This is a genomic window from Leucobacter chromiireducens (genome assembly GCF_003917135.1).
Taxonomy (GTDB): Bacteria; Actinomycetota; Actinomycetes; order Actinomycetales; family Microbacteriaceae; genus Leucobacter; species Leucobacter chromiireducens_A.
Genome location: NZ_RPDI01000014.1, coordinates 22,343 through 43,012 on the forward strand (window position 1 = coordinate 22,343; position 20,670 = coordinate 43,012).

Here is a 20,670-nt window from a genome sequence, read left to right on the forward strand (position 1 = left end):
GAAGCCGACGACGCAGGACGACGCCTCAGAATCGAAGCGGCACAAGGAGTAGGGCGGACGGGGCTTGAACCCGTGACCGGCGGATTATGAGTCCGATGCTCTAACCAACTGAGCTACCGCCCCGAACAACCCTCCCATCCTAGGGGATTCGGCCCGCCCGCCCGGAACTTGGGGTGAGTTTCGACCGGTATGCCGGGGGTGAAGCGGCCCAAACTCGAACAAAGTGAGAGTTTGGGGCGTGCGCGCCGGGGCTAGACTGGCGGCATGCAGCTCGGGACCGACACGCACAGCCACTTCACCGACGATCGAGGCATCACGCTCGCGAGTGTCGCCAACCTCCGCGACCTCGGGGGACTGCCAGCCGAAGGCGGCTCCGTCGCGCGCGGCCGCGTCTACCGCTCCGCCTCGCTCGCGGAGCTCTCACCCGCCGACGGGGCCGAGCTGGCCGCGCGCGGCGTCGCCCTCGCCGTCGACTTCCGCACCGCGGCGGAGACCACGGCAGCGCCAGACCAGCTGCCCGCCGAGATCGCGCCGCTCGCGCTCGATGTGCTCGCCGACAGCCCGAGCGCCGGCGCGGCGAACATCCCAGCGCTGCTCGCCGATCCCGCGCAGTTCCTCGCGCTCGTCTCCGGTGGCGGGATCGCCGAGGCGCTTCGCGACTCCTACCGGGAGATCGTGTCGCTGCCCTCAGCGCGCAGCGCCTACCGCGACTTCTTCGTGCGCCTCGGAGACCCGTCCGCACCCGGCGCCGTGCTGTTCCACTGCACGACCGGCAAGGACCGCACCGGCTGGGCCGCCGCCGCCCTGCTGTCGCTGCTCGGCACGCCGGACGACGTCATCCGCGCCGACTACCTCCGCACGAACACGGACCTCCTGCCCCGGCTCGCGCCGCTCTTCGACCGCGCCGAGCAGGCCGGGGTGGATCCCGAGCTGCTGCGGCCGCTGCTGGGCGTCCAGGAGGACTACCTCGACACCGCGTTCGCGCAGGTGAGCGCGGAGTATGGCGACATGGCCGGCTACTTCGAGAACGGCCTGCGGCTCAGCGCGGTCGAGCGCGAGGCCGTGCGCCAGCGCTTCCTCAGCGCGTAGCCGCTGCCGCCGGGGGCTGGCCGCCGCCCGGCCGGAGCGTCAGCTCGACCGGCGCGGACTCGGGATCGCCGAGGCTCGCACCGGGATCGTAGCCAGCGCCGATGAGCGATGCGGCGCGCTCGGTCTGTGCGGCGAAGTCGAGCATGTCCGTGCGGAGCCCGAGATCGCGGTCGACGTGCAGCGCCATCGAGTGCGCGGCGCTGCGCACATCGCGCTCCGCGATCGCGTCGAGCACGGCACCGTGGTCGAGGTGCATTGTGTCGAGCGTCGTGCCGAGGATCACTCGCCCCTCCGTTGCCGCGCGCTGCAGCAGCGACATCACGCCGAGGTAGAGATCGAGCAGGAGCTTGCTGCCGCTCGCCTCGACCACCAGCAGGTGAAAGGAGCCGGGGTTGGTGCTGTGGTCGCAGGAGTCCACTGCGGTGCCCGGGGGTGCCTCCTGTGCCCGCCGCACGGCCGCGCGGAGGCCGGCGAGCTGCGCTTCGGTGCGGTGCACCGCGGCGTGCTGCGCCGCCTCGATCTCGAGGGAGCGCCGATACACGAGCACCTCCTCGAGCGAGTGATCGGCGAGGAACTCCGTGAGGAGCGTGCTGACCGGGGTGCGCGCGCGCACGAAGGTGCCGACTCCCGGCACCGTCTCGAGCATGCCGAACGCCGCGAGGGAGCGCACCGCCTCGCGGACCGTGGACTTTCCGACGCCGATGAGCTCCATGAGCTCGGGCTCTTTCGGGATCAGGGTGCCGACGTCCCACTCGCTGCTCGAGATCTTCTCGCGCAAAAACTCGAGCGTGTCGCGCGCCTTCTGCGAACCTCGTGTCGTGGTAGCCATCGCAGCAACTCCTGTGGAGAACTTGAATACGTTGCTTCACTATAGCGAGCGGGGGGCGTGATCAGCTGGGCACGCGCCGCGAGTCAGCGACACGGCCGGCCATGATCCCGCACGAAACACCGAATTTCAGATCTGATCTGCCACATCCGATGTTATACATCAGATGTACAGGATCCCTGGTGGTACGGTGCAGAACATGACGGAAAACGCCCTGCCCTACGACGCCCTCCTCGTGTGTTCCTTCGGCGGTCCCAATGAGACCGACGACGTGATTCCCTTCCTCCGCAACGTCACACGCGGGAAGGGGATCCCCGAGGCGCGCCTGGCCGAGGTCGGCGAGCACTACCACCACTTCGGTGGCCGCAGCCCGATCAACGAGCAGAACCTCGAACTCGTCGCCGCGCTGCAGGCCGAGCTTGCGCGCCGCGGGATCCAGCTGCCCGTGGTGTGGGGCAACCGCAACTGGCACCCGTACACCGTCGACACACTGCGCGGTGCGCACGCCTTCGGCGCGCGCCGCGTGCTGACGCTCGTCACGAGCGCGTACGCCTCCTACTCGGGGAGCCGCCAGTACCGCGAGCACCTCGCCGCGGCATCGACCGAGCTCGGCGCTCAGGCACCCGAGATCGACATCCTCCGCCCGTTCTTCAACGACCCGGGCTTCGTGCGCGCGAACCTCGACGCGATCCGCGAGGCCGGGGCGACGCTGCCCGGCGGCATCGCCGGCGCGCACATCGTGTACGTCACCCACTCGATCCCCGACACCATGCAGGACGCCTCGGCCGTGACCGGCCCGGGGTACCGCGAGCAGCACGAGGACGTGCGCGCCGTGATCGACGCCGAACTCTCCGCAGCTGCGGGGGAGCCGGTGGCCTCCTCGCTCGCGTACTGCTCGCGGTCGGGGGACCCGCGCACCCCGTGGCTCGAGCCCGACGTCAACGATCACATCGAGGAGCTGGCGAAGGCCGGCGTCACGAAGATCGTGATCGCGCCCATCGGCTTCATCTCCGACCACATGGAGGTCGCGTTCGACCTCGACGTCGAGGCCCTCGAGACGGCGGCGGAGCACGGCATCGCCGCCGCACGCGCCGGCACGGTCAGCGTGCGTGAGCCGTTCATCCGCGGCCTCGTCGACATGATCCTGGAGCGCGCGGCACGCGAGCGCGGAGAGGACGTGCCGGCGCCCACCGCCGGCACGCTCGGCGCGTTCCCCGACGTCGCCCCGGCAGGCAGCTGCCGCATGCGGCACGGCGAGGTGACCGGCATCCCCGTGCTCGCCGGCGCGCACGACTAGTGAATTTTCCCGACACCCGACCCATCGAAGGAGCATCATGAGCAGCAGCACGCCCGTCGTTGACCACAGCGCGCAGGCCGAGCGCATCAACGCGGAGACCAACTACACGATGTACGCGGTGTTCCGCGAGACGCGGGTGCAGCAGGGCGTCGGCGTGAGCCCCGCCTGGCGCGGGATCGCCGCCGGGCTGATCGCCGAGCTCGACGCGATCGAGGGGCTCTCGACGCGCGGCTGGTACGACGTCGCCGGCTTCCGGGCCGACGCCGACCTGCTGATCTGGTGGCACGCACCAACGACCGCCGCGCTGCAGCGGGCGTACCGCACGGTGCTCGAGTGGACCGCCGGTCGCCTGGAGCCGGTGTGGTCGAACATCGGCGTGCACCGCGCGGCCGAGTTCAACCGCGGACACGTTCCCGCGTTCCTCGCGGGCGACGCGCCGGGCGACTTCGTGTGCGTCTACCCGTTCGTGCGAAGCAACGACTGGTACCTCCTGCCCGACGATGAGCGTCGTGAGATGCTCCGCGAGCACGGCGCCGCAGCGCGCGACTACGGCGACGTGCTCGCGAACACGGTGGCCTCGTTCGCGCTCGGCGACTACGAGTGGCTGCTCGCGTTCGAGTCGGGCGACCTGCTGCGCATCGTCGATCTCATGCGCGAGCTGCGCGCGACGGAGGCGCGCCGGCACGTCAAGGAGGAGATCCCGTTCTTCACGGGACCGCGCGTCGAGCCGCTCGAGTTCCTCGCACGCATCCTCGCGTAGCGCGGGCACTCAGGCCGTGGATTCACTGCCCGATCGGGCAGTTTGCGGACGGTAAGCCGAGCCTTTCCTTGCTTGCGCTTCGAAATAATCGGCGTACCGTTGGTGTTGTTGGACGTACATGACCACGGATTCACACGATCCTGGTTCATCCGAAACGAAGGGGATCACTTCATGGCAACGACTCAGATCACAGTTCCCGCAGCCCAGGGCGAGCTGCACCGTCCGAGCGGCGTCTCACAGTACCTCACGCCGGTCGTGCACGATCTCATCGCGCTGTCCGTCAACGGCAAGCAGGCGCACTGGCACGTGCGCGGCACCAACTTCATCGCGGTGCACGAGCTCCTCGACGAGGTCGTTGGCCGTGCACGCGATGCATACGACGAGGTCGCGGAGCGCATCGTCGCACTGGGCCTTCCCGTCGACGGCCGCATCGGCACCGTTGCGGCGCGCACGACCACGCCGGAGCTCGCGGATGGCTTCCGCCAGGCCGACGACGCGATCCGCGACATGGTCGCGCAGATCGACGCCACGCTCGTCACGGTATACGCCGCGGTCAAGGGGCTCGAGGAGATCGACCCGGTCAGCCAGGACATCGTGATCGCGATCGCGCAGCAGCTCGATAAGGATCGCTGGTTCCTCGCCTCGCACGTCGCGGCGTAGGCTCGCCAGCGGGCTGCACAGGCGAAGCGCACACCCGCTGCGCACGCCAGCCCGGAGCTCACGCAGAGAGGCCCCCTCCCGAACCGGGAGGGGGCCTCTCTGCGTGAGCGTGCGGGTTACGCGTCGTAGGAGCGGATCGCCACGACCGCGTTGTGACCGCCGAAGCCGAACGAGTTGGAGATCGCGAGCTGCGGGGTCGCCGCGAGCTCCTGCGGCGCACCGGACACCTGGAGCGGGATCTCGGGATCCTGCTCGCTCAGGTTGATCGTCGGGGGAGCCACCCGGTGCTTCACCGCGAGGATCGTGAACAGCGCCTCGAGCGCGCCGGTGCCGCCGAGGAGGTGACCGGTCGCCCCCTTCGTCGCGGAGACGGGGATCGAATCGATGCGATCGCCGAACACCTTGCGGAGCGCCGCGTACTCGGCGACGTCGCCCACCGGGGTGGAGGTGGCGTGCGCGTTGATGTGCGTCACCTCGTCCGGCGTTGCGCCGGCCTGCTCGAGCGCGAGCTCGACGGCCCGGCTCGCGCCGCGTCCCTCGGGGTCGTTCGCGGTGATGTGGTACGAGTCAGCGGTCACGCCGCCGCCCGCGATCTCCGCGTAGATCTTCGCGCCGCGCGCCAGCGCGTGCTCCTCGCTCTCGAGGACGAGCGCTGCGGCGCCCTCACCCATCACGAAGCCGTCGCGGTCGATGCTGTACGGGCGCGACGCGGTCTCGGGCGAATCGTTGCGCTTGGAGAGCGCCTGCATCGAGGAGAACGCGGCGAGCGTGATCGGGTGGATGGCCGACTCGGAGCCGCCGGCGATCACGACGTCGGCGTAGCCCGCCTGGATGTGCTCGTAGGCGGCGGCGATGGACTCGGTGCTCGACGCGCAGGCCGAGGCGACGGTGCGTGCGTATGCGCGCGCCTCGAAGTGCATCGAGACCGCGGCGGCCGGGGCGTTCGGCATGAGCATGGGGACCGTCAGCGGCATGACGCGGCGCGGCCCCTTCTCGCGGAGGGTGTCCCAGGCGTCGAGCAGCGACCACAGGCCGCCGATGCCGGTGGCCCAGTCGACGCCGAGGCGCTCGGAATCAAGTTCGGGGGAGCCGGCGTCGGCAAACGCCTCCATCGCCGCGATGAGGGCGAACTGGCTCGAGGGGTCGAGGCGCTTCGCGACGGGACGCGCGAGCACTTCCTCTGGGCGTACTTTCGCCTCGGCGGCGAACTGCACGGGAAGTTCGTACTGCGCCACCCAGTCGTGGGTAAGGGTCTTCGCGCCAGAGGCGCCGGCGATGAGTGCGTCCCAGCTCTCCGCGGCGGTTCCGCCGATCGGGGAGGTGGCGCCAATGCCGGTAACGACAATCTTCTTCGTCATGTGTTGCTGCTCCGGGTGAGGTGAATTCCTGGGCTGGGCGTGTGGGTCCGGGCGGGGAGACGGGCGGTGGCCCGTCTCCCGGCAACCGGGGGAGTCTTAGGCCTGAGCCTTGACGATGAAGTCGACAGCGTCGCCGACGGTCTTGAGGTTCTTGACTTCCTCGTCGGGGATCTTCACGTCGAACTTCTCCTCCGCGTTGACGACGATCGTCATCATGGAGATCGAGTCGATGTCGAGATCGTCGGTGAACGACTTGTCGAGTGCGACGACGTCGGCCGCGATCCCGGTCTCGTCGTTGATGAGCTCGGCAAGTCCGGCGAGGACCTCTTCGTTGCTGAATGCCATGGTGTTTCTCCTTAGATTGGTGCTGGCTGATGAAGTGTATCGAGGCGTGACCGGCGCGGACGGATGCCGCGCGCGAGAACGCCTACGGGAGTTCGACGACCTGCGCGCCGTAGACGAGGCCGGCACCGAAGCCGATCGTCAGGGCGAGGCCGCCGGACAGCTCTGGGTGCTCCTCGAGCAGCGCGTGCATCGCGAGCGGGATCGAGGCCGCTGAGGTGTTGCCCTGCATCTCGATGTCGCGTGCGACAACGACGCTCTCGGGCAGCTTCAGCTGCTTCGCGAACTCGTCGACGATGCGTGCGTTCGCCTGGTGCGGGATGAACGCGGCGAGGTCCTTCGCCTCGATGCCGGACTCCTCGAGGGTCTGGCGCGCCACCTTCGCCATCTCCCACACGGCCCACCGGAACACGGTCTGGCCGTCCTGGCGAAGCGTCGGCCAGGCCACCTCGGTGGGGTTGTTGCGGTACTCCTCGAACGTGGAGGTCATGCGGATCGTGTCCCACTTCTCGCCGTCAGAGCCCCACACGGTGGGTCCGATGGCGGCGTGGTCGCTCGCCCCCACCACGACGGCGCCGGCGCCGTCGGCGAGGAGGAACGAGATGCTGCGATCCGTCGGGTCGACGAGATCCGAGAGCTTCTCGGCGCCGATCACGAGCACGTTGGTGCAGACGCCGGAGCGCACGAGCGCGTCGGCCTGCGCCACACCGTAGACGTAGCCGGCGCACGCGGCCGAGATGTCGAACGCCGCAGCGGGCGTGAGGCCGAGGCGGTGCGCTGCGAGCGAGGCCATCGACGGGGTGACCGCAACGTTCGAGATCGTGGAGATGATCACGCCGTCGATCGCCGCGCGGTCAAGCCCGGAGCGCGTGATCGCTTCCTCGCCTGCGGCGACCGCGAGGTCAACCGCCGAGAGCTCGGCGCTCGCGCGGCGGCGCTGGATGATGCCGGTGCGCTGGCGAATCCACTCGTCGGAGGAGTCGATCGGGCCGACGAGGTCGTCGTTCGGCACGTCGAGGTCGCCGCGCGCGGCGCCGATGGAGAGGATCCGCGAGTGCGTCGGCCCGGTGGGCTGCACGAGAGGAGACATAGTGTGGCGTCCTTCGGTCAGGCGGCGTCGGCGATCATGGCGACCGCCGCGTCGAGGTCGGCAGGAGACTTGATGGCGACCGCTGGCACGCCCTTGAGTGCGCGCTTCGCGATGCCGGTGAGTGCTCCAGCTGGTGTGAGCTCGATGAGGCCGGTGATCCCGGCCTCCTGGAAGTCTGCCATGCACGCGTCCCAGCGCACCGGCTGCGCGATCTGCGAGACGAGCAGCTCGACGTAGCGCGTGCCGCTCGTGACGCGCGAGCCGTCGGCGTTCGTCCAGAGCGTGCGGCTCGGATCGTGCGCGGTGACGTTCGCCGCGGCGTCGCGCAGCGCGGGGATCGCGCTCGCCATGTACTCGGTGTGGAACGCACCGGCCACCTGAAGCGCGATCACGCGTGCGCCGCGCGGTGCATCCTCCGCGAGCGCCGCGAGCGCTGCGCGGGATCCGGCGGCGACGATCTGGCCGCCGCCGTTGCGGTTCGCCGGCGTGAGTCCGTGCTCGGCGATCTTCGCGAGCACGTCGTCCTCGACGCCCCCGACCACGGCGGCCATGCCGGTCTCCTCGCGGGCTGCCGCCTCGGCCATCGCGCGGCCGCGCACGCCGACGAGCTCGAGCGCGTCGGCGGCATCGAGCACGCCGGCGGCGGTTGCTGCAGCGAACTCGCCGACCGAGTGGCCGGCGACACCCACGCCGCTGAGGTCGGTGCGCGCCGTGAGTTCACGCCAGGCGAGGATGCTCGCCGCGACGATGAGCGGCTGCGCGATCGCAGTATCGCGAATCGTGTCGGCGTCGCTCTGCGTGCCGTGCTCGATGAGGGAGACACCGGCGCGCTCGGACGCTTCGGCGAGGAACTCGCTGGCGCCCGGCAGCTCGAGCCACTCGCTCAGGAAACCTGGGGTCTGGGAGCCCTGTCCAGGGCAGGCGATGACAATCACGTGTTCCAGTTTCTCAGATCAGGGGCGCGCAGCCTGCATATTCCCCACCATAAATCCAAAAGATCGTTGTATGGATCGCGTATTTTTGGCAGATTCCGGCGCGCCTGCGGGGGAGAAACGCCCGGTCGCTACTTCGTCGCGTTCGGCCTGCGGCCGTGCTGCGCGATCGATCCGGCGATCAGCGCGGACTGCAGAATCAGTGCCTCGCGCGCGCCGGTCGCGTTCCACCCGATCACGTCCGACACCTTCTTGAGCCGGTACCGCACCGTGTTCGGGTGCACGAAGAGCTCGCGCGCGGTCGCCTCGAGCGAGCGACCGTTGTCGAGGTAGCACCAGAGCGTCTCGAGGAGCTCGCCGGAGTGCGCAGCGAGCGGTTCGTAGATCTGCTCGATGAGTGTGCGCCGCGCGAGCCCATCGCCAGCGAGCGCCCGCTCCGGGAGGAGGTCGTCGGCGAGGACCGGGCGCGGCGCTTTCCGCCACGAGCGTGCGACGGCGACCCCGGCGAGGGCCGCCCGCGCGCTGCGCGAGGCGTCGACGAGGTTCGCGACGGTGGGGCCGAGCACGAGCGGGCCGTCCGAGAAGCCGTCGGCCAGGCGCGCGGCGATCTCGATGAAGGGGAGTGGATCGGCGCCCTGCGACGCCGACGAGGGGTCCGACTGTGCGGGATCCACGCGGCCGAGCACGAGCACGAGTCGCGTGCCCTGCAGGCCGATGAGCACGTCCGCGCCGGCGTGTCGCGCCGAGCGGCGCAGCTGGTCGACGTCCACGCTGCGTTCGGCTGAGCCAACGAGCACTGCGGCCTCGCCCTCACCGTGCCAGCCGAGTGCCGCGATCCGGCTCGGCAGCTCGTCGTCGCTCTCACCCGTGAGGATCGAGTCGACGACGAGGGCCTCCAGTCGCGCGTCCCACAGGCCGCGCGCCTCGGCGGCTCGCGCGTACACGTCGGCCGCCGCGAACGCGACGTCGCGCGAGTAGTGCATGATCGCCTCGCGGAGCGCCTCGCTCCGCGGGCCGACGCGCTCTTCGACAACGGTCACCACGACGCGGATGAGCTGCAGCGTTTCCTGCAGGCTGATCGAGCGCAGCAGTTCGCGCGGTGCCGCGCTGAACACGTCGGAGGCGATCCAGGGGGTCGAGCTCGGGTCCTCGTACCACTGAATGAACGAGGTGATGCCAGTCTGCGCGACGAGTCCCACCGCCGAGCGGCGGCTCGGCGGCATGCTGCCGTACCAGGGCAGCGTCTCGTCGAGGCGCGCCAGGGTCAGCGTGGACAGCTCACCGGTGATGGTGCGCAGCCACGCCAACTCCTGCTCTTTCGCGCGGTCCATCAGCGACCGACCCCCTGCGCCATCCGTCCTACGCGTCCCCGCCTGCGCCGCCGGTGGTGCCGGCGTTCACATCGTTCAGGCGGTACTGCTCGGCCGCGCGCGCGGGGATGGTCGCGTCGATCTTCCCCTGCGCAGCGAGGCGCTGCAGCACCTTGACGACGACCGACTCGCGGTCGATGCCGAAGTAGCGGCGGGCGGCCGCGCGGGTGTCCGAGAAGCCGAAGCCGTCGGCGCCGAGCACGGAGTAGTCGCCTGGCACGTACGGACGGATCTGCTCGGGCACCTGGGTGGCCCAGTCGCTGACCGCGACCACGGGACCCTCGGCGCCGGCGAGCCTCTCCGTGAGGTACGGCGTGCGCGGCGTCGCGGTGAGATCGCGCAGCGCGTCACGCTCCGCGGCTGCGCCGTCGCGCTGCAGCTCGTTCCAGCTGGTCACGCTCCACACGTCGGCCGCGACGTCCCAGTCCTTCGCGAGCAGCTCGGCCGCCTCGCGCGCCCACGGCACGGCAACGCCGGAGGCGAGGATCTGCGCGCGGTGCGTGCCCGCGGTCGCCGCCTGCACGCGGTGAATGCCGCGCACGATGCCGTCCACATCGACGTCCGCCGGCTCGGCCGGGTGGATCATCGGCTCGTTGTAGACCGTCAGGTAGTAGATCACATTGGGATCCGGGTGCGTGCCGCCGTACATGCGCTCGATGCCCGCGCGCATGATGTGGCCGATCTCGTAGCCGTATGCCGGGTCGTACGCCACGACGGCCGGGTTCGTCGACGCGAGCGCGAGCGAGTGCCCGTCAGCGTGCTGGAGCCCCTCGCCGGTCAGCGTGGTGCGACCGGCGGTCGCGCCGATCAGGAAGCCGCGCGCCATCTGGTCGCCGGCAGCCCACAGGGCGTCGCCCGTGCGCTGGAAGCCGAACATCGAGTAGAAGATGTAGACCGGGATGAGCGGCTCGCCGTGCGTCGAGTAGGAGGTGCCAACGGCGGTGAACGCCGCGGAGGCGCCAGCCTCGTTGATCCCGACGTGGATGAGCACGCCCTCGGGGCTCTCCTTGTATGCGAGCAGCAGATCGCGGTCGACCGAAACGTAGTTCTGACCGTGCGGGTTGTAGATCTTCTTCGTGGGGAAGAAGGAGTCCATGCCGAAGGTGCGAGCCTCGTCGGGGATGATCGGCACGATGCGCTTGCCGAACTCGCCGTCGCGCATGAGATCCTTCAGCAGGCGCACGAATACCATCGTGGTCGCGGCCTCCTGGGTGCCCGAACCCTTCGCGGCGATCGCGTACGACTTGTCTGCGGGAACCGCGAGGTCGACGTGGGTCGAACGGCGCTCGGGCAGGTAGCCGCCGAGCGAGCGCCGGCGCTCGTGGATGTACTCGATCGCCTCGTCCTGCGCGCCCGGGTGGTAGTACGGCGGGCGGTACGGATCCGCCTCGAGCTGCGCGTCGGTGATCGGGATGTGCATGGTGTCGCGGAACATCTTCAGATCTTCCAGCGTCATCTTCTTCATCTGGTGGGTCGCGTTGCGGCCCTCGAAGTGCGGGCCGAGACCGTAGCCCTTGATCGTCTTCGCGATGATGACGGTCGGGCGTCCCTTGTGCTCCATCGCGGCCTGGTAGGCGGCGTACACCTTCCGGTAGTCGTGGCCGCCGCGGCGGAGGCCCCAGACCTGCTCGTCGGAGTAGTTCTCGACGAGGCGCAGCGTGCGCTCATCGCGGCCGAAGAAATGATCGCGCACGAACGCGCCGTTCTCCGCCTTGTACGTCTGGAAGTCGCCGTCGGGCGTCGTGTTCATGAGGTTGAGCAGCGCGCCATCGGCGTCGCGGTTCAGCAGGTCGTCCCACTCGCGGCCCCAGATGACCTTGATGACGTTCCAGCCGGCGCCGCGGAAGTAGCTCTCGAGCTCCTGGATGATCTTGCCGTTGCCGCGAACGGGGCCGTCGAGCCGCTGCAGGTTCGCGTTGATCACGAAGGTGAGGTTGTCGAGCCCCTCGTTGGCCGCGACCTGCAGCTGTCCACGGCTCTCGACCTCGTCCATCTCGCCGTCGCCGAGGAAGGCCCAGACGTGCTGATCCGACGCGTCCTTGATGCCGCGGTTCGTGAGGTACTTGTTGAGCTGCGCCTGGTAGATCGCGTTGATCGGGCCGAGGCCCATCGACACGGTGGGGAACTGCCAGAAGTCGGGGGCGAGGCGCGGGTGCGGGTACGACGGGAGCCCGCCACCGGCGTGCGACTTCTCCTGGCGGAAGCCGTCGAGCTGGTCGGCGGAGAGCCGGCCCTCGAGGAAGGCGCGCGCGTACATGCCGGGGGAGGCGTGCCCCTGCACGAAGATCTGGTCGCCGCCGCCCGGGTGATCCTGGCCGCGGAAGAAGTGGTTGAAGCCCACCTCGTAGAGCGAAGCCGCCGAGGCGTACGTCGAGATGTGGCCGCCGACTCCGATGCCGGGGGCCTGCGCGCGGTGCACCGTCATCGCGGCGTTCCACCGGATCCAGGAGCGGTAGCGGCGCTCCAGCTCCTCGTTGCCGGGGAAGTCGGGCTCGTCCTCAGACGCGATCGTGTTGACGTAGTCCGTCGTCGGCACCTGCGGCACGTTCAAGTGGAGCTGACGCGAGCGATCCAGCAGGCTCGTCATGATCTCGCGGCCGCGGCCGGCGCCGCGCTCTTCCACCACCGCGTCGAGAGAGTCGCGCCACTCGGCGGTCTCCTGGGGATCCAGGTCGTCGCTGTCGGGTGCGTACGGATCCTGCGTGTTCACAGCCAAGATTGTGCTCCATTCACCAGAGGCGTGCTGCGCGGTCGATGCGGCTTGGTGCGTCGGAACGCAGCACGAGAGGCGCCCGCGTGGTTCGCGGGTGTGCTCCCCACACTATCGAATATCCACGATGTGGAATGGTATGAGCGCCAGATCCGTGCACGCAACGGCCAAAAAATGGGCAAGTGTCGGGCGTTTCGCCCGCACGCCGCGCCCGGAAGTGCGGGGATTCGCAGGAAGTGCGGTGGGACACGCTGTTCACGCCGGGGTGCGCGTCGCTAGTGTTGGAGACCACGGACTGTTCAGCACGGTGCTTCGCGCCGAGAAAGGAGCACACTATGGTGCTCGAGGTCGGCGCGCAGGCGCCAGATTTCACCCTGTCGGATCAGCACGGCGAGGAGCTCACCCTCTCCGAGCTGGTGACCGAGGGCCCCGTCGCGCTCGTGTTCTTCCCGCTCGCGTTCTCCGGCATTTGCACGGGCGAGCTGTGCGAGCTGCGCGACAACCTCGCGATCTTCGCGGACAGCAAGGTGCGCCTGCTCGGGATCTCGGTGGACTCGGTGTGGGCGCTCAAGGCGTGGGCCGAGCAGGAGGGCTACGAGTTCTCCATCCTCTCCGACTTCTGGCCGCACGGTCAGGTCGCGAAGGAGTACGGCGTGTTCGTCGAGGAGGCGGGCATCGCCACGCGCGCGACCCTCGTGATCGGCGAGGACCGCCGCGTGCTCGCGTCCTTCGAGACCGCGCCGGGCGAGGCCCGCGATTTCGGCTCCTACCGGGAGGCGCTCGCGGCGATCGCCTAATTCGCGTTCGCGGATCGGTTTCCCATACACTTGGGAAGTCCGATTCGCTCGGGCCTGTAGCTCAGCTGGTAGAGCGCCACGTTTACACCGTGGATGTCGTCGGTTCGATCCCGGCCGGGCCCACCGTTTTTCTCACAGTTCGTTGGTGTGCGCCTCGCCGAGTCGCGTTCCGCCGCGCGGCGGCCGCACCGGGCGAAAGACGCAGGGTGAGCCAGAGCGTCGTCATCAGGAGCAGTTAGCCCACGTTCAGCGACTGCACGCCCGATTGGAGGGTGCGGCCAGGATTAGCCCACTCAAGAGTGTGAGGAGCGTCGCGAGCAGCGGTGTTCTAGGGGCACTTGAGAGCGTGCGAGCGGGAGTTCGACGATGCCCTCGGTGTAGCCTGGGCCCCGCCACCGCAGCATGATCCAGCGCTGCGCACAGTGCCATGTGGCGACGAGTCACACCTGCGGCGTGGGTCGCAGCGCTGCGGCCTGATCAAGGAGTGACGGCGCGCGGCGGCGTGGTGTCCGACCCAGATGGAGAGGCGCGAACGCTGCCGTGGTGGGGCGGGCGAGTGCGGGGTCTGAATGAGCCGGTCTGCCTGTATGGGCTCCAGTAGTCGCACGGCGCGCGCTGGATGCGCCAGGGGAGGGGGTCGACCGGCGCGAGTGCGATATCACTCGCGTGCGTGCCTAGCAGCGGAGGTGCTGTGCGCACGGGCCACGCGAGGATGAGCCTCGCCCAGCGCTGGAGCTCGGCAGTGAGCGCACCGAACACCCTGCCTCGACTCAGGACGTTGAGGTGCATCCCTCCAACCACGGTTCCGAAAATGAGCAGATGGCACCAGCAAAGCGGCCGTCCCGGTGCAGCGTCGATCCGTTACGGCCACGACCCCGTGCCGCGCGATCCCGAACACAAGTGCTGAGAGGCAGGTTCCCGCGGCGTGCTCCGCGTGTGGAGCAGTGTGGGTTTTAAGCGTGGTCAGCCCCGGCGCAACGCCAGTATTACCCCTGTCGCCGCCGCGCCCCACCGAAGTAGGCGGGCAGCTCGACGTTCTGTAACGCGGTGAGTGACGGGACGAGGTGCAGCTCCTGAAAGATGAGCGCGATGCGGGCCTATCGTAGCGCGGTGAGTGTGCGCTCGGTCGCGCGCAGCACGCCGATGCAGTTGAGCGCGATACGGCCCGATTGCGTGCGGAGCCGTCCGGCCGCGCGGAGCAACGCGGTCGGCATCCCTGAGCCTGGCGGCCCCGTCACCGCAATCCACTCGCCCTGATCGACGGAGAGCGACACGTCGTGCAGCACCGGGGTTGTCCCGCCCGAGGACGGGTACGCGAAGGAGACCTCGGTGAGCGCGAGGGTCGACTGCGGTCACGGCCGGGTGTCCGGACCTCTGACTGGCGCGTCGGCAGGACCATGGGCCGGATCTCCGCACTGGCCCGGCCTCGCGTCGTGTCTCAAGCGGTGCACCGACACCAGAATGATCGGGCCGCCCGCCCAGTACGCCGCGACGACGGCGAGCCCGAGGAAGTCGAGGAAGAAGCTCAGCATCGTGACCACGATGCCCACCCTGGTGAAGAGCCACCACCACGCCCAGGCGATGCGCACCCGCGACGAGGGTGAGTGTCTCGAAACTCGCGTCCTGACCGGCCTCAACGCGCTGGACCGTGCGCACCCCGATCCCGGCCTCCGCGGCCAGTCGTTCCTACGTCCATCCGCTGGCCTGTCGGTAGCGCGCCACCGGCTTTCTCGTCACGTCGTCGTCTTCCCGCATATCGAGCATCGTTTCGACGGCGCGGGCGAATCGCCACGCCAGCAGCACGCCAGCGACGCGCCGGTTGCCGCCATCCTCCCGCTATCTGCCCGCCCGGCGGAGCCGATCGCGGGGAATCGGGGCCTCGCGCGAGCAGGATGAGTGCGGCGGCGCGTGCCCCGGTGGTTGGTAGTGGGGTGGTCGCTAGGCTCCCGCAAGCACCTCCGCCGCCTCCGCGAGCGCCTCGGCCTGCGCGACGATCTCGGCGCGACGGTCCGCAGCGCTCGCGGCCGGGCTGATCATCTCCGCGACGCGCCCGAACACCCACCACCCGGCGCATAGCGTGACGATGCTGAGGAGGAGGCCGGGCGCGGCGGCTCGCGTGATCGCAGGGGAGGCGGCGGCGAGCGCGCCGGCCTGCGCCGCGCAGCGCGCCGCTCGCGCGTCCGCGTCGGCGGTGTCGTCGAGTTCGAGGTTCTCCCACGCGAGCAGCCGGGCGAGCTCGGGGTGCGCGGCGAATCGGTCGAAGAGAGCCCCAGCATAGGCACCGATTCCCGCGGACCCGGAGCCGGGCTCGGGCGAGCCTGCCGCGCCGAGGAGGTCGCCCAGGCGGTCGGCGAGCACCGCGTCGAAGAGCCCGCGCTTGTTGCCGAAGTACTGGTAGACGCGCTCCTTGTTGACGCCGGCATCGGCGCCGATCCCGTCCATGCGCGCGCCGGAGAAGCCGTGCCGCGCGAACTGCCGCGCGCCCGCGTCGAGGAGTGCCTGCCGAGTCGCCGCTGTGTCCCACGCCATGCCGATAGCCTACCTCATCTCCAAATGAACGTTTGCAAAACCATCCACGCCGACATACACTCATTTCCAAACAATCGTTTGGAGAATGATGTCTCAGCTTCCTGCCTCCCTCCGGGTCCTGGCCACCTGGGCGGCGATCCTGCCCCTCGCGCTCGGGGTTCGCGCGCTCATCGGCCCGCTCGTCGCCGACTGGCCGGAGCCGCTCGCGCTCGCGGTCACCATCAGCATCGTCGTGCCCATCGCCGTGCTCTGGGCCGTGCCGTTCCTCATGCGCGGGATCGCCGCGCTCCGCGCCCGCCGGCTCGCGGGCCGTACCGCGCACCGCGGCGCGCCAGGGGGCGGCGCGTGAGGGCCCTCGTCCTCGGCGGCACGGGCGCCGTCGGCCGCGTGATCGTGGACGAGCTTACGCGCGCAGGCCACAGGGCGACCGCCGCGGGACGCCGCAGCAGCAGCGCGCGCATCGACCTGTCCGCGCCCGCCGGGCTGTCGCAGCTCACGGCGGCCGCCGCGGGGTACGACGTCGTGATCAACGCGTCCGGCGTTGAGCTGCCAGAGCTGGCCGCCGCGTGCGCGCCCGCCGCCTTCGTCGACATCTCCGCGACCGGCCGCTACCTGGAGGCGCTCACGGCGGCCGTCCCTGCCGGCCAGTCGGTGCTCGTCGGTGCCGGCCTCGCCCCGGGGCTCACCACGCTCCTCGTGCACGCGCTCGCGACGCGGCCGGGCGACGAGGTCGACCTCGGCATCGCGCTCGGCACCGGCGAAGCGCACGGGCCCGCGGCGGTCGCCTGGACCGCAGGCCTCGCGGGGTCGGCCGTGCACCGCGCTCCCGAGCCGGGCGTCGTGCCGAATCTGCGTGGCGCGCGGCGGCTGCCGTCGCCCACTGGCGAGCGGAGCTACCTCCGAGCGGATTTCCCCGACCACGTCCTGCCCGGCGTTCCCACCGGCATCACGGTGCGAAGTTACCTCGCGACCGGCGGCCGGGCCACCACCCGCGCGCTCGGCCTCGTTGGCCGGTTTCCGCGCCTCGCCCCGCTGCTCGCGCGCGTGCCGCATTGGGGGAGCGCCGAGTGGTCCCTGGTCGCGGTGAATCGGCGCACCGGCACGGCGCTCAGCGTGCGCGGCACCGGGCAGTCGCGGGCGACGGGAGTGCTCACGGCACTCGGCGCAGCGGCGCTCGTCGCGAACGCGCCGGGGCGGGCGGTGAGCACGGCGGAGCTGATCCAGATGTCAGCGGTGCCCGATCTCCGCGATCAGCCGCGGCGCGGCGCAGCCAGCCAGCCCGCGCCCTAGGCCGCGTGGCGGTCGCGGGCACGCACGCGCAGCCCGGACCCGATGAGCCGACGCACGAGCTCGTTCCCGCTGACGGTGACCGCACCGGCAATCACCAGCTGGGCATGCAACTCCTCGGGCACGTCGTAGTGATCGTGATCGAAGCCGCGCGCTGGGATCCCGTTGGCCGCCGCGAACGCGTGCAGCTCGGTGAGCGAGGAGTCGCTCACGAGGTGCGACCAGAGCCGGTCGTGCGCCGGCCAGGCGGGCGGATCGATGAGAACGGTCATCCGAAGAGGATACGCCCTCCGGGTGCGAACTCGGTTATGCGGATGGCAACGCCGCCTCGATCGCCGCGACGATCGCGGGGTCGTCCGGTTCCGTCTTCGGGCGGAACCTGGAGATCTGCCCTGACGGTGCGACCAGGAACTTCTCGAAGTTCCACTGCACGCGTCCCCGTCGCCCTGCGGCGTCGGGGACTGCGCGGAGCTCGCGGTAGAGCGCGTGCGAACGACGCCCGTTGACGAGCGTCTTCTCGAGCATCGGGAACGTGACCCCGTAGCTCGCGGCGCAGAACGTGGCGATCTCCTCTGCGGTGCCCGGCTCCTGCCCGAGGAACTGGTTGCACGGCACCCCGAGCACGGTGAAGCCCCGCGGCCCGTACGTGCGCTGCAGCTCCTCGAGTTTCGCGTACTGGGGCGTGAGCCCGCACTTCGACGCGACGTTCACGATCAGCACCGCCTGGTCGCCGAACTCGGCGAGCGAGGTGGTGGTGCCGTCGAGCTTGGTGAGTGGAATCTCTCTCAGCTGCATGCCCCCAAGCGTACGCGCATCGAGCTCCGGTCGCCCTGCGCATATGCTGAGCGGGGTAGCCGAGCGCGCTCGCATCGCGGGATCGCATCGCTGCGCGGGATCACGCCGCGGCAGCGCGGCGCGGGAATGCCGAGCCCGCGCCCCGCGTTGCACCGGGCAGACCGCACGGCGCAGCGTTCGCACGTGCCCGACAGGAGACCTCAGTGACCGAGCACCACGCCACCCCACCGCGCTACGACGCCGACCTCACGCCCGGGATCGACGCGCTGAAACTCGCGTTCCGGCACCACCCGATGGGGGTCGCGGTCATCACCGCGCAGACCCCGGACGGGCCGGTGGGCCTCACCGCATCGAGCGTGTCGTCGGTGGGCATCGACCCGCCGACGCTCTCGTTCTCCGTGACGCGGGCGACGGGCAGCGCGGGCGGCGTGCTCTCGGCCGACAGTATCCTCGTGCACCTGCTCGACGGACGCCACGCAGACATCGCGCGCTCCTTCGCGGTGTCTGGTGCGGATCGCTTCACCGCTGAGCAAGGGTGGGCCGAGCTCGAGACCGGTGAGCCGTACCTGCCCGGCACGCGTGTGGCGCTCCGGTGCCGCGCGCTGCACTCGCTCGGGGTGGGGTCGTCGGTGATCGTGGTCGCCGAGGTCATCGGCGCGGTGTTCGGCGAGGTCGGGCCCGCGATGAGCTATCTGGACCGGGAGTTCTACGAGCTGGGCGAGCGGATCGACTGACCCGCTCCGGCTCACCGACTCACCAATTCACCGACTCGTCAGCGGCTCAGCGGATCAGGCAGCCGTCACGCCTCGCCCACTACACGGATGCCGACCGTGTCGAGGCCGCGGCGCTTGTCACGCCGCTCGACCGCGAAGCTCACCCCGGCGAGCGCGAGCCCGATCGTCGCGAGTGTCGCGCCCACCCACCCGGGGGCGAGATACCCGAAACCCGCCGCGATCACGAGCCCGCCGAGCCACGCGCCCAGGCTGTTGCCGATGTTGAACGCTGCGTGGTTGACCGCGGCGCCGAGCAGCTCGGCCTCGTGCGCGATCCGGATCAGCCGCGCCTGGATCGAGGGCACCAGCACGGACGACGCGAAGCCGACGAGGAAGGCCAGCACGATCAGCGAGGCCGGGGTCTGCGCGAACGCCGCGTAGGCGATAAGCGCGGCGATCAGCCCGCAGAACCCCCACACGATCGTGCGGCTCAGGTGGCGGTCGCTCGCCCAGCCCCCGAGCAGGTTGCCGAGCGTCATGCCGATGCCAACGCAGGCGAGCACCCACGGCACCGCGCCAGCCGGCAGCCCGGCGACGCGCGTGGTCACCTCGGCGATGTATGAGTACATCGCGAAGAAACCGCCGAAGCCGATGGCGCCGACGCCGACCATGAGCCAGATTCGGGGGTTCGTGAAGGCGACGAGTTCCCGCGCTGGCGTGCGCGTGGGGTTGCCGGGCACGCGCGGCAGGAACGCGAGCGTGAGCAGCAGCGTCACCGCGAAGATCCCTGCGACGAACACGTACGCCGCCCGCCACCCGGCGAGTTGCCCGAGCCAGGTGGCAAGCGGCACCCCGACGACGTTCGCGATCGTGAGGCCGGAGAGCGCGAGCGCGATGCCCTGCCCCTGCTTTCCCGGCCCCATGAGTCGCGCGGCGAGGAGCGACGCGACGCCGAAGTAGGCGCCGTGCGGGAGGGCCGCGACGAATCTGGCGATCGCGAGCGAGCCGAACGCCGGCATGAGCGCGGACGCGAGGGAGCCGAGCACGAACACACCGAGCAGCCAGAAGGTGAGGGTGGACTGCGACATCCGCGACGCCGCGATCGCAACCGTCGGGGCGCCGACCACGACGCCGAGCGCGTAGCTCGTGATCAGGATTCCCGCGCGGGCGATCTCGACCTCGGGGGCTGACGCGAATCCGGGGAGCAGATCCTCCGCGATCGTCGGCAGCAGCCCCATCGTCGCGAACTCGGTCACCCCGATCCCGAACCCGCCGAGGGCGAGCGCGAAGAGCGCGATGGCGCGACGGTGTGGCGCGAGAACGGGTCGTGTTGGCTGGGAGGGGGAACGCACCCGGGAATCCTACCCGGCGCGCGTGTCCCGCGTGTTACGAGCGCTGCGCGAGCCAGGCCTCGAGGGCTGGCTGCTCGAGACCGATGCTGGTGTGCTCGCCGTGCCCCGGCTGCACAGTGAGGTCGGCCGGGAGCGTGAAGAGCTGGCTGCGGATCGACTCGACGAGCTGCGGGAAGCTGGAGTAGTCCCAGCGTGTCGCCCCGGGGCCGCCCTGGAAGAGCGTATCGCCGGAGAAGACGGTGTCGAGCGCTGGCGCGACGAAGCACACCGAGCCGGGCGTGTGGCCCGGCGTGTGCCTGGTAATGAGCTCGACGTCGCCGACCTGGAATGTTGCGCCCTCCGCGAGTTCGAAGTCGGGAAGCGCGTCCCCATGCGTCTCTCGCCAGAGGAACAGGTCGTCGGGGTGCAGGTAGACGTGCGTGTCGAGCGACTGCGCGACCTCGACCGCGGCGTTCACGTGGTCCTCGTGCCCGTGCGTGAGCAGCAAGCCGAGCACCTCGCGCTCACCGACCGCGGCGACGATGGCCGCCGCCTCGTGCGCGGCGTCGATGATGAGCACCCGCTCGTCGTCTCCCACGAGCCACACATTATTCTCGAGCGCGATGCCCGCCTCGGGGTAGCCCGGTCGCCCAGCCCCGATGAACCGGCTCGTACGAATGCGTTCAATTGACACGACGGTCATGCCCTTGCCTTCTCTCTTCTCGTGATGCGATGATTCCGGGCGGTCATGGTGGTCCGTTCTGCATCGGCGCCCGGGGCCGAG

General features: G+C 70.1%; 23 protein-coding genes and 2 tRNA genes. 10 read left to right on the forward strand and 15 right to left on the reverse strand.

The window, feature by feature from the left end:
• Positions 1 to 49: 49 nt before the first annotated feature.
• Positions 50 to 123 (reverse strand) — tRNA-Ile (locus tag EGM46_RS08345).
• A 141-nt stretch (positions 124 to 264) separates the two neighbouring features.
• On the opposite strand from EGM46_RS08345, the gene EGM46_RS08350 reads away from it, so the two are divergent.
• Positions 265 to 1,089, forward strand: a complete 825-nt coding sequence (locus tag EGM46_RS08350; RefSeq protein WP_125099700.1) for a tyrosine-protein phosphatase — start codon at positions 265 to 267, stop codon at positions 1,087 to 1,089.
• On the opposite strand, the gene EGM46_RS08355 is transcribed toward EGM46_RS08350, so the two are convergent.
• Positions 1,079 to 1,918, reverse strand: a complete 840-nt coding sequence (locus tag EGM46_RS08355; RefSeq protein WP_125099701.1) for a FadR/GntR family transcriptional regulator — start codon at positions 1,916 to 1,918, stop codon at positions 1,079 to 1,081. The genes EGM46_RS08350 and EGM46_RS08355 overlap by 11 nt on opposite strands.
• Positions 1,919 to 2,114: 196 nt before the next feature.
• Between EGM46_RS08355 and EGM46_RS08360 the strand changes: the two genes are divergently transcribed.
• The 3 genes from EGM46_RS08360 (at position 2,115) to EGM46_RS08370 (ending at position 4,632) form a co-directional block, all read left to right on the forward strand.
• Positions 2,115 to 3,212, forward strand: coding sequence for a ferrochelatase (locus tag EGM46_RS08360; RefSeq protein ID WP_125099702.1), 1,098 nt, complete (start codon positions 2,115 to 2,117; stop codon positions 3,210 to 3,212).
• Positions 3,213 to 3,249: 37 nt separating this feature from the next.
• Positions 3,250 to 3,972: a hydrogen peroxide-dependent heme synthase gene (gene hemQ, locus EGM46_RS08365; protein WP_125099703.1), complete on the forward strand. Its 723-nt coding sequence runs from the start codon at positions 3,250 to 3,252 to the stop codon at positions 3,970 to 3,972.
• Positions 3,973 to 4,143: 171 nt separating this feature from the next.
• On the forward strand, positions 4,144 to 4,632 hold the full coding sequence (locus EGM46_RS08370; protein WP_125099704.1) for a Dps family protein: 489 nt from the start codon (positions 4,144 to 4,146) through the stop codon (positions 4,630 to 4,632).
• A 116-nt stretch (positions 4,633 to 4,748) separates the two neighbouring features.
• Here EGM46_RS08370 and EGM46_RS08375 read toward each other — a convergent pair whose 3' ends face one another.
• From EGM46_RS08375 to aceE, 6 genes are all read right to left on the reverse strand, one after another.
• Positions 4,749 to 5,990, reverse strand: coding sequence for a beta-ketoacyl-[acyl-carrier-protein] synthase family protein (locus EGM46_RS08375; RefSeq protein WP_125099705.1), 1,242 nt, complete (start codon positions 5,988 to 5,990; stop codon positions 4,749 to 4,751).
• A gap of 96 nt (positions 5,991 to 6,086) precedes the next feature.
• Complete coding sequence (locus EGM46_RS08380) at positions 6,087 to 6,335, reverse strand: acyl carrier protein (protein WP_017794148.1); 249 nt, start codon at positions 6,333 to 6,335, stop codon at positions 6,087 to 6,089.
• An 82-nt stretch (positions 6,336 to 6,417) separates the two neighbouring features.
• Positions 6,418 to 7,422 (reverse strand): beta-ketoacyl-ACP synthase III, encoded by a 1,005-nt coding sequence (locus tag EGM46_RS08385; protein ID WP_125099706.1) that lies wholly within the window; start codon positions 7,420 to 7,422, stop codon positions 6,418 to 6,420.
• Between the two features lie 17 nt (positions 7,423 to 7,439).
• Complete coding sequence (locus EGM46_RS08390) at positions 7,440 to 8,357, reverse strand: ACP S-malonyltransferase (RefSeq protein ID WP_125099707.1); 918 nt, start codon at positions 8,355 to 8,357, stop codon at positions 7,440 to 7,442.
• 128 nt (positions 8,358 to 8,485) lie between these two features.
• Positions 8,486 to 9,685: a PucR family transcriptional regulator gene (locus EGM46_RS08395; protein WP_125099708.1), complete on the reverse strand. Its 1,200-nt coding sequence runs from the start codon at positions 9,683 to 9,685 to the stop codon at positions 8,486 to 8,488.
• A gap of 28 nt (positions 9,686 to 9,713) precedes the next feature.
• Entirely contained in the window at positions 9,714 to 12,440 is a 2,727-nt protein-coding gene (gene aceE / locus EGM46_RS08400) for a pyruvate dehydrogenase (acetyl-transferring), homodimeric type (protein WP_125099709.1), read from the reverse strand.
• A 329-nt stretch (positions 12,441 to 12,769) separates the two neighbouring features.
• On the opposite strand from aceE, the gene EGM46_RS08405 reads away from it, so the two are divergent.
• Together EGM46_RS08405 and EGM46_RS08410 are read left to right on the forward strand one after the other, a co-directional pair.
• Positions 12,770 to 13,231, forward strand: coding sequence for a peroxiredoxin (locus EGM46_RS08405; protein ID WP_125099710.1), 462 nt, complete (start codon positions 12,770 to 12,772; stop codon positions 13,229 to 13,231).
• 50 nt (positions 13,232 to 13,281) lie between these two features.
• Positions 13,282 to 13,354, forward strand: a tRNA-Val gene (locus EGM46_RS08410).
• Positions 13,355 to 14,328: 974 nt separating this feature from the next.
• Here EGM46_RS08410 and EGM46_RS08415 read toward each other — a convergent pair.
• Together EGM46_RS08415 and EGM46_RS14700 are read right to left on the reverse strand one after the other, a co-directional pair.
• Positions 14,329 to 14,517 (reverse strand): ATP-binding cassette domain-containing protein, encoded by a 189-nt coding sequence (locus EGM46_RS08415; RefSeq protein WP_125099711.1) that lies wholly within the window; start codon positions 14,515 to 14,517, stop codon positions 14,329 to 14,331.
• Between the two features lie 66 nt (positions 14,518 to 14,583).
• Positions 14,584 to 14,772, reverse strand: a complete 189-nt coding sequence (locus EGM46_RS14700) for a hypothetical protein (RefSeq protein WP_164512844.1) — start codon at positions 14,770 to 14,772, stop codon at positions 14,584 to 14,586.
• Here EGM46_RS14700 and EGM46_RS14705 point away from each other — a divergent pair.
• Positions 14,765 to 15,127, forward strand: a complete 363-nt coding sequence (locus tag EGM46_RS14705) for a hypothetical protein (protein WP_164512845.1) — start codon at positions 14,765 to 14,767, stop codon at positions 15,125 to 15,127. The two genes, EGM46_RS14700 and EGM46_RS14705, sit on opposite strands and share 8 nt — an antisense overlap.
• Positions 15,128 to 15,169: 42 nt before the next feature.
• On the opposite strand, the gene EGM46_RS08425 is transcribed toward EGM46_RS14705, so the two are convergent.
• Entirely contained in the window at positions 15,170 to 15,760 is a 591-nt protein-coding gene (locus tag EGM46_RS08425; protein ID WP_125099712.1) for a TetR/AcrR family transcriptional regulator, read from the reverse strand.
• An 88-nt stretch (positions 15,761 to 15,848) separates the two neighbouring features.
• On the opposite strand from EGM46_RS08425, the gene EGM46_RS14855 reads away from it, so the two are divergent.
• Together EGM46_RS14855 and EGM46_RS08430 are read left to right on the forward strand one after the other, a co-directional pair.
• On the forward strand, positions 15,849 to 16,109 hold the full coding sequence (locus EGM46_RS14855; RefSeq protein WP_206427540.1) for a hypothetical protein: 261 nt from the start codon (positions 15,849 to 15,851) through the stop codon (positions 16,107 to 16,109).
• Positions 16,106 to 17,050: an NAD-dependent epimerase/dehydratase family protein gene (locus tag EGM46_RS08430; RefSeq protein WP_206427541.1), complete on the forward strand. Its 945-nt coding sequence runs from the start codon at positions 16,106 to 16,108 to the stop codon at positions 17,048 to 17,050. Before EGM46_RS14855 ends, EGM46_RS08430 begins: the two co-directional genes overlap by 4 nt.
• On the opposite strand, the gene EGM46_RS08435 is transcribed toward EGM46_RS08430, so the two are convergent.
• The gene (locus EGM46_RS08435) at positions 17,047 to 17,319 is read right to left on the reverse strand and encodes a DUF4031 domain-containing protein (RefSeq protein ID WP_125099714.1); all 273 of its coding nucleotides are present in this window, start codon (positions 17,317 to 17,319) and stop codon (positions 17,047 to 17,049) included. The genes EGM46_RS08430 and EGM46_RS08435 overlap by 4 nt on opposite strands.
• A 34-nt stretch (positions 17,320 to 17,353) precedes the next feature.
• Positions 17,354 to 17,842: a glutathione peroxidase gene (locus EGM46_RS08440; protein WP_125099715.1), complete on the reverse strand. Its 489-nt coding sequence runs from the start codon at positions 17,840 to 17,842 to the stop codon at positions 17,354 to 17,356.
• A gap of 203 nt (positions 17,843 to 18,045) precedes the next feature.
• On the opposite strand from EGM46_RS08440, the gene EGM46_RS08445 reads away from it, so the two are divergent.
• Positions 18,046 to 18,576, forward strand: coding sequence for a flavin reductase family protein (locus EGM46_RS08445; protein WP_346773388.1), 531 nt, complete (start codon positions 18,046 to 18,048; stop codon positions 18,574 to 18,576).
• 65 nt (positions 18,577 to 18,641) lie between these two features.
• On the opposite strand, the gene EGM46_RS08450 is transcribed toward EGM46_RS08445, so the two are convergent.
• Complete coding sequence (locus EGM46_RS08450; RefSeq protein ID WP_125099716.1) at positions 18,642 to 19,907, reverse strand: MFS transporter; 1,266 nt, start codon at positions 19,905 to 19,907, stop codon at positions 18,642 to 18,644.
• Between the two features lie 34 nt (positions 19,908 to 19,941).
• A complete protein-coding gene (locus tag EGM46_RS08455; protein ID WP_125099717.1) occupies positions 19,942 to 20,589 on the reverse strand; it encodes an MBL fold metallo-hydrolase in 648 nt (215 codons plus the stop codon).
• Between the last annotated feature and the right edge of the window lie 81 nt (positions 20,590 to 20,670).

What these genes read in the sequence shown, in the direction of transcription:
- EGM46_RS08350 (WP_125099700.1), top strand. Translation starts at nt 265, where the DNA reads ATGCAGCTCGGGACCGACACGCACAGCCACTTCACCGACGATCGAGGC.
- EGM46_RS08355 (WP_125099701.1), bottom strand. Translation starts at nt 1,918, where the DNA reads ATGGCTACCACGACACGAGGTTCGCAGAAGGCGCGCGACACGCTCGAG.
- EGM46_RS08360 (WP_125099702.1), top strand. Translation starts at nt 2,115, where the DNA reads ATGACGGAAAACGCCCTGCCCTACGACGCCCTCCTCGTGTGTTCCTTC.
- hemQ (WP_125099703.1), top strand. Translation starts at nt 3,250, where the DNA reads ATGAGCAGCAGCACGCCCGTCGTTGACCACAGCGCGCAGGCCGAGCGC.
- EGM46_RS08370 (WP_125099704.1), top strand. Translation starts at nt 4,144, where the DNA reads ATGGCAACGACTCAGATCACAGTTCCCGCAGCCCAGGGCGAGCTGCAC.
- EGM46_RS08375 (WP_125099705.1), bottom strand. Translation starts at nt 5,990, where the DNA reads ATGACGAAGAAGATTGTCGTTACCGGCATTGGCGCCACCTCCCCGATC.
- EGM46_RS08380 (WP_017794148.1), bottom strand. Translation starts at nt 6,335, where the DNA reads ATGGCATTCAGCAACGAAGAGGTCCTCGCCGGACTTGCCGAGCTCATC.
- EGM46_RS08385 (WP_125099706.1), bottom strand. Translation starts at nt 7,422, where the DNA reads ATGTCTCCTCTCGTGCAGCCCACCGGGCCGACGCACTCGCGGATCCTC.
- EGM46_RS08395 (WP_125099708.1), bottom strand. Translation starts at nt 9,685, where the DNA reads ATGGACCGCGCGAAAGAGCAGGAGTTGGCGTGGCTGCGCACCATCACC.
- EGM46_RS08405 (WP_125099710.1), top strand. Translation starts at nt 12,770, where the DNA reads ATGGTGCTCGAGGTCGGCGCGCAGGCGCCAGATTTCACCCTGTCGGAT.
- EGM46_RS08425 (WP_125099712.1), bottom strand. Translation starts at nt 15,760, where the DNA reads ATGGCGTGGGACACAGCGGCGACTCGGCAGGCACTCCTCGACGCGGGC.
- EGM46_RS14855 (WP_206427540.1), top strand. Translation starts at nt 15,849, where the DNA reads ATGTCTCAGCTTCCTGCCTCCCTCCGGGTCCTGGCCACCTGGGCGGCG.
- EGM46_RS08435 (WP_125099714.1), bottom strand. Translation starts at nt 17,319, where the DNA reads ATGACCGTTCTCATCGATCCGCCCGCCTGGCCGGCGCACGACCGGCTC.
- EGM46_RS08440 (WP_125099715.1), bottom strand. Translation starts at nt 17,842, where the DNA reads ATGCAGCTGAGAGAGATTCCACTCACCAAGCTCGACGGCACCACCACC.
- EGM46_RS08455 (WP_125099717.1), bottom strand. Translation starts at nt 20,589, where the DNA reads ATGACCGTCGTGTCAATTGAACGCATTCGTACGAGCCGGTTCATCGGG.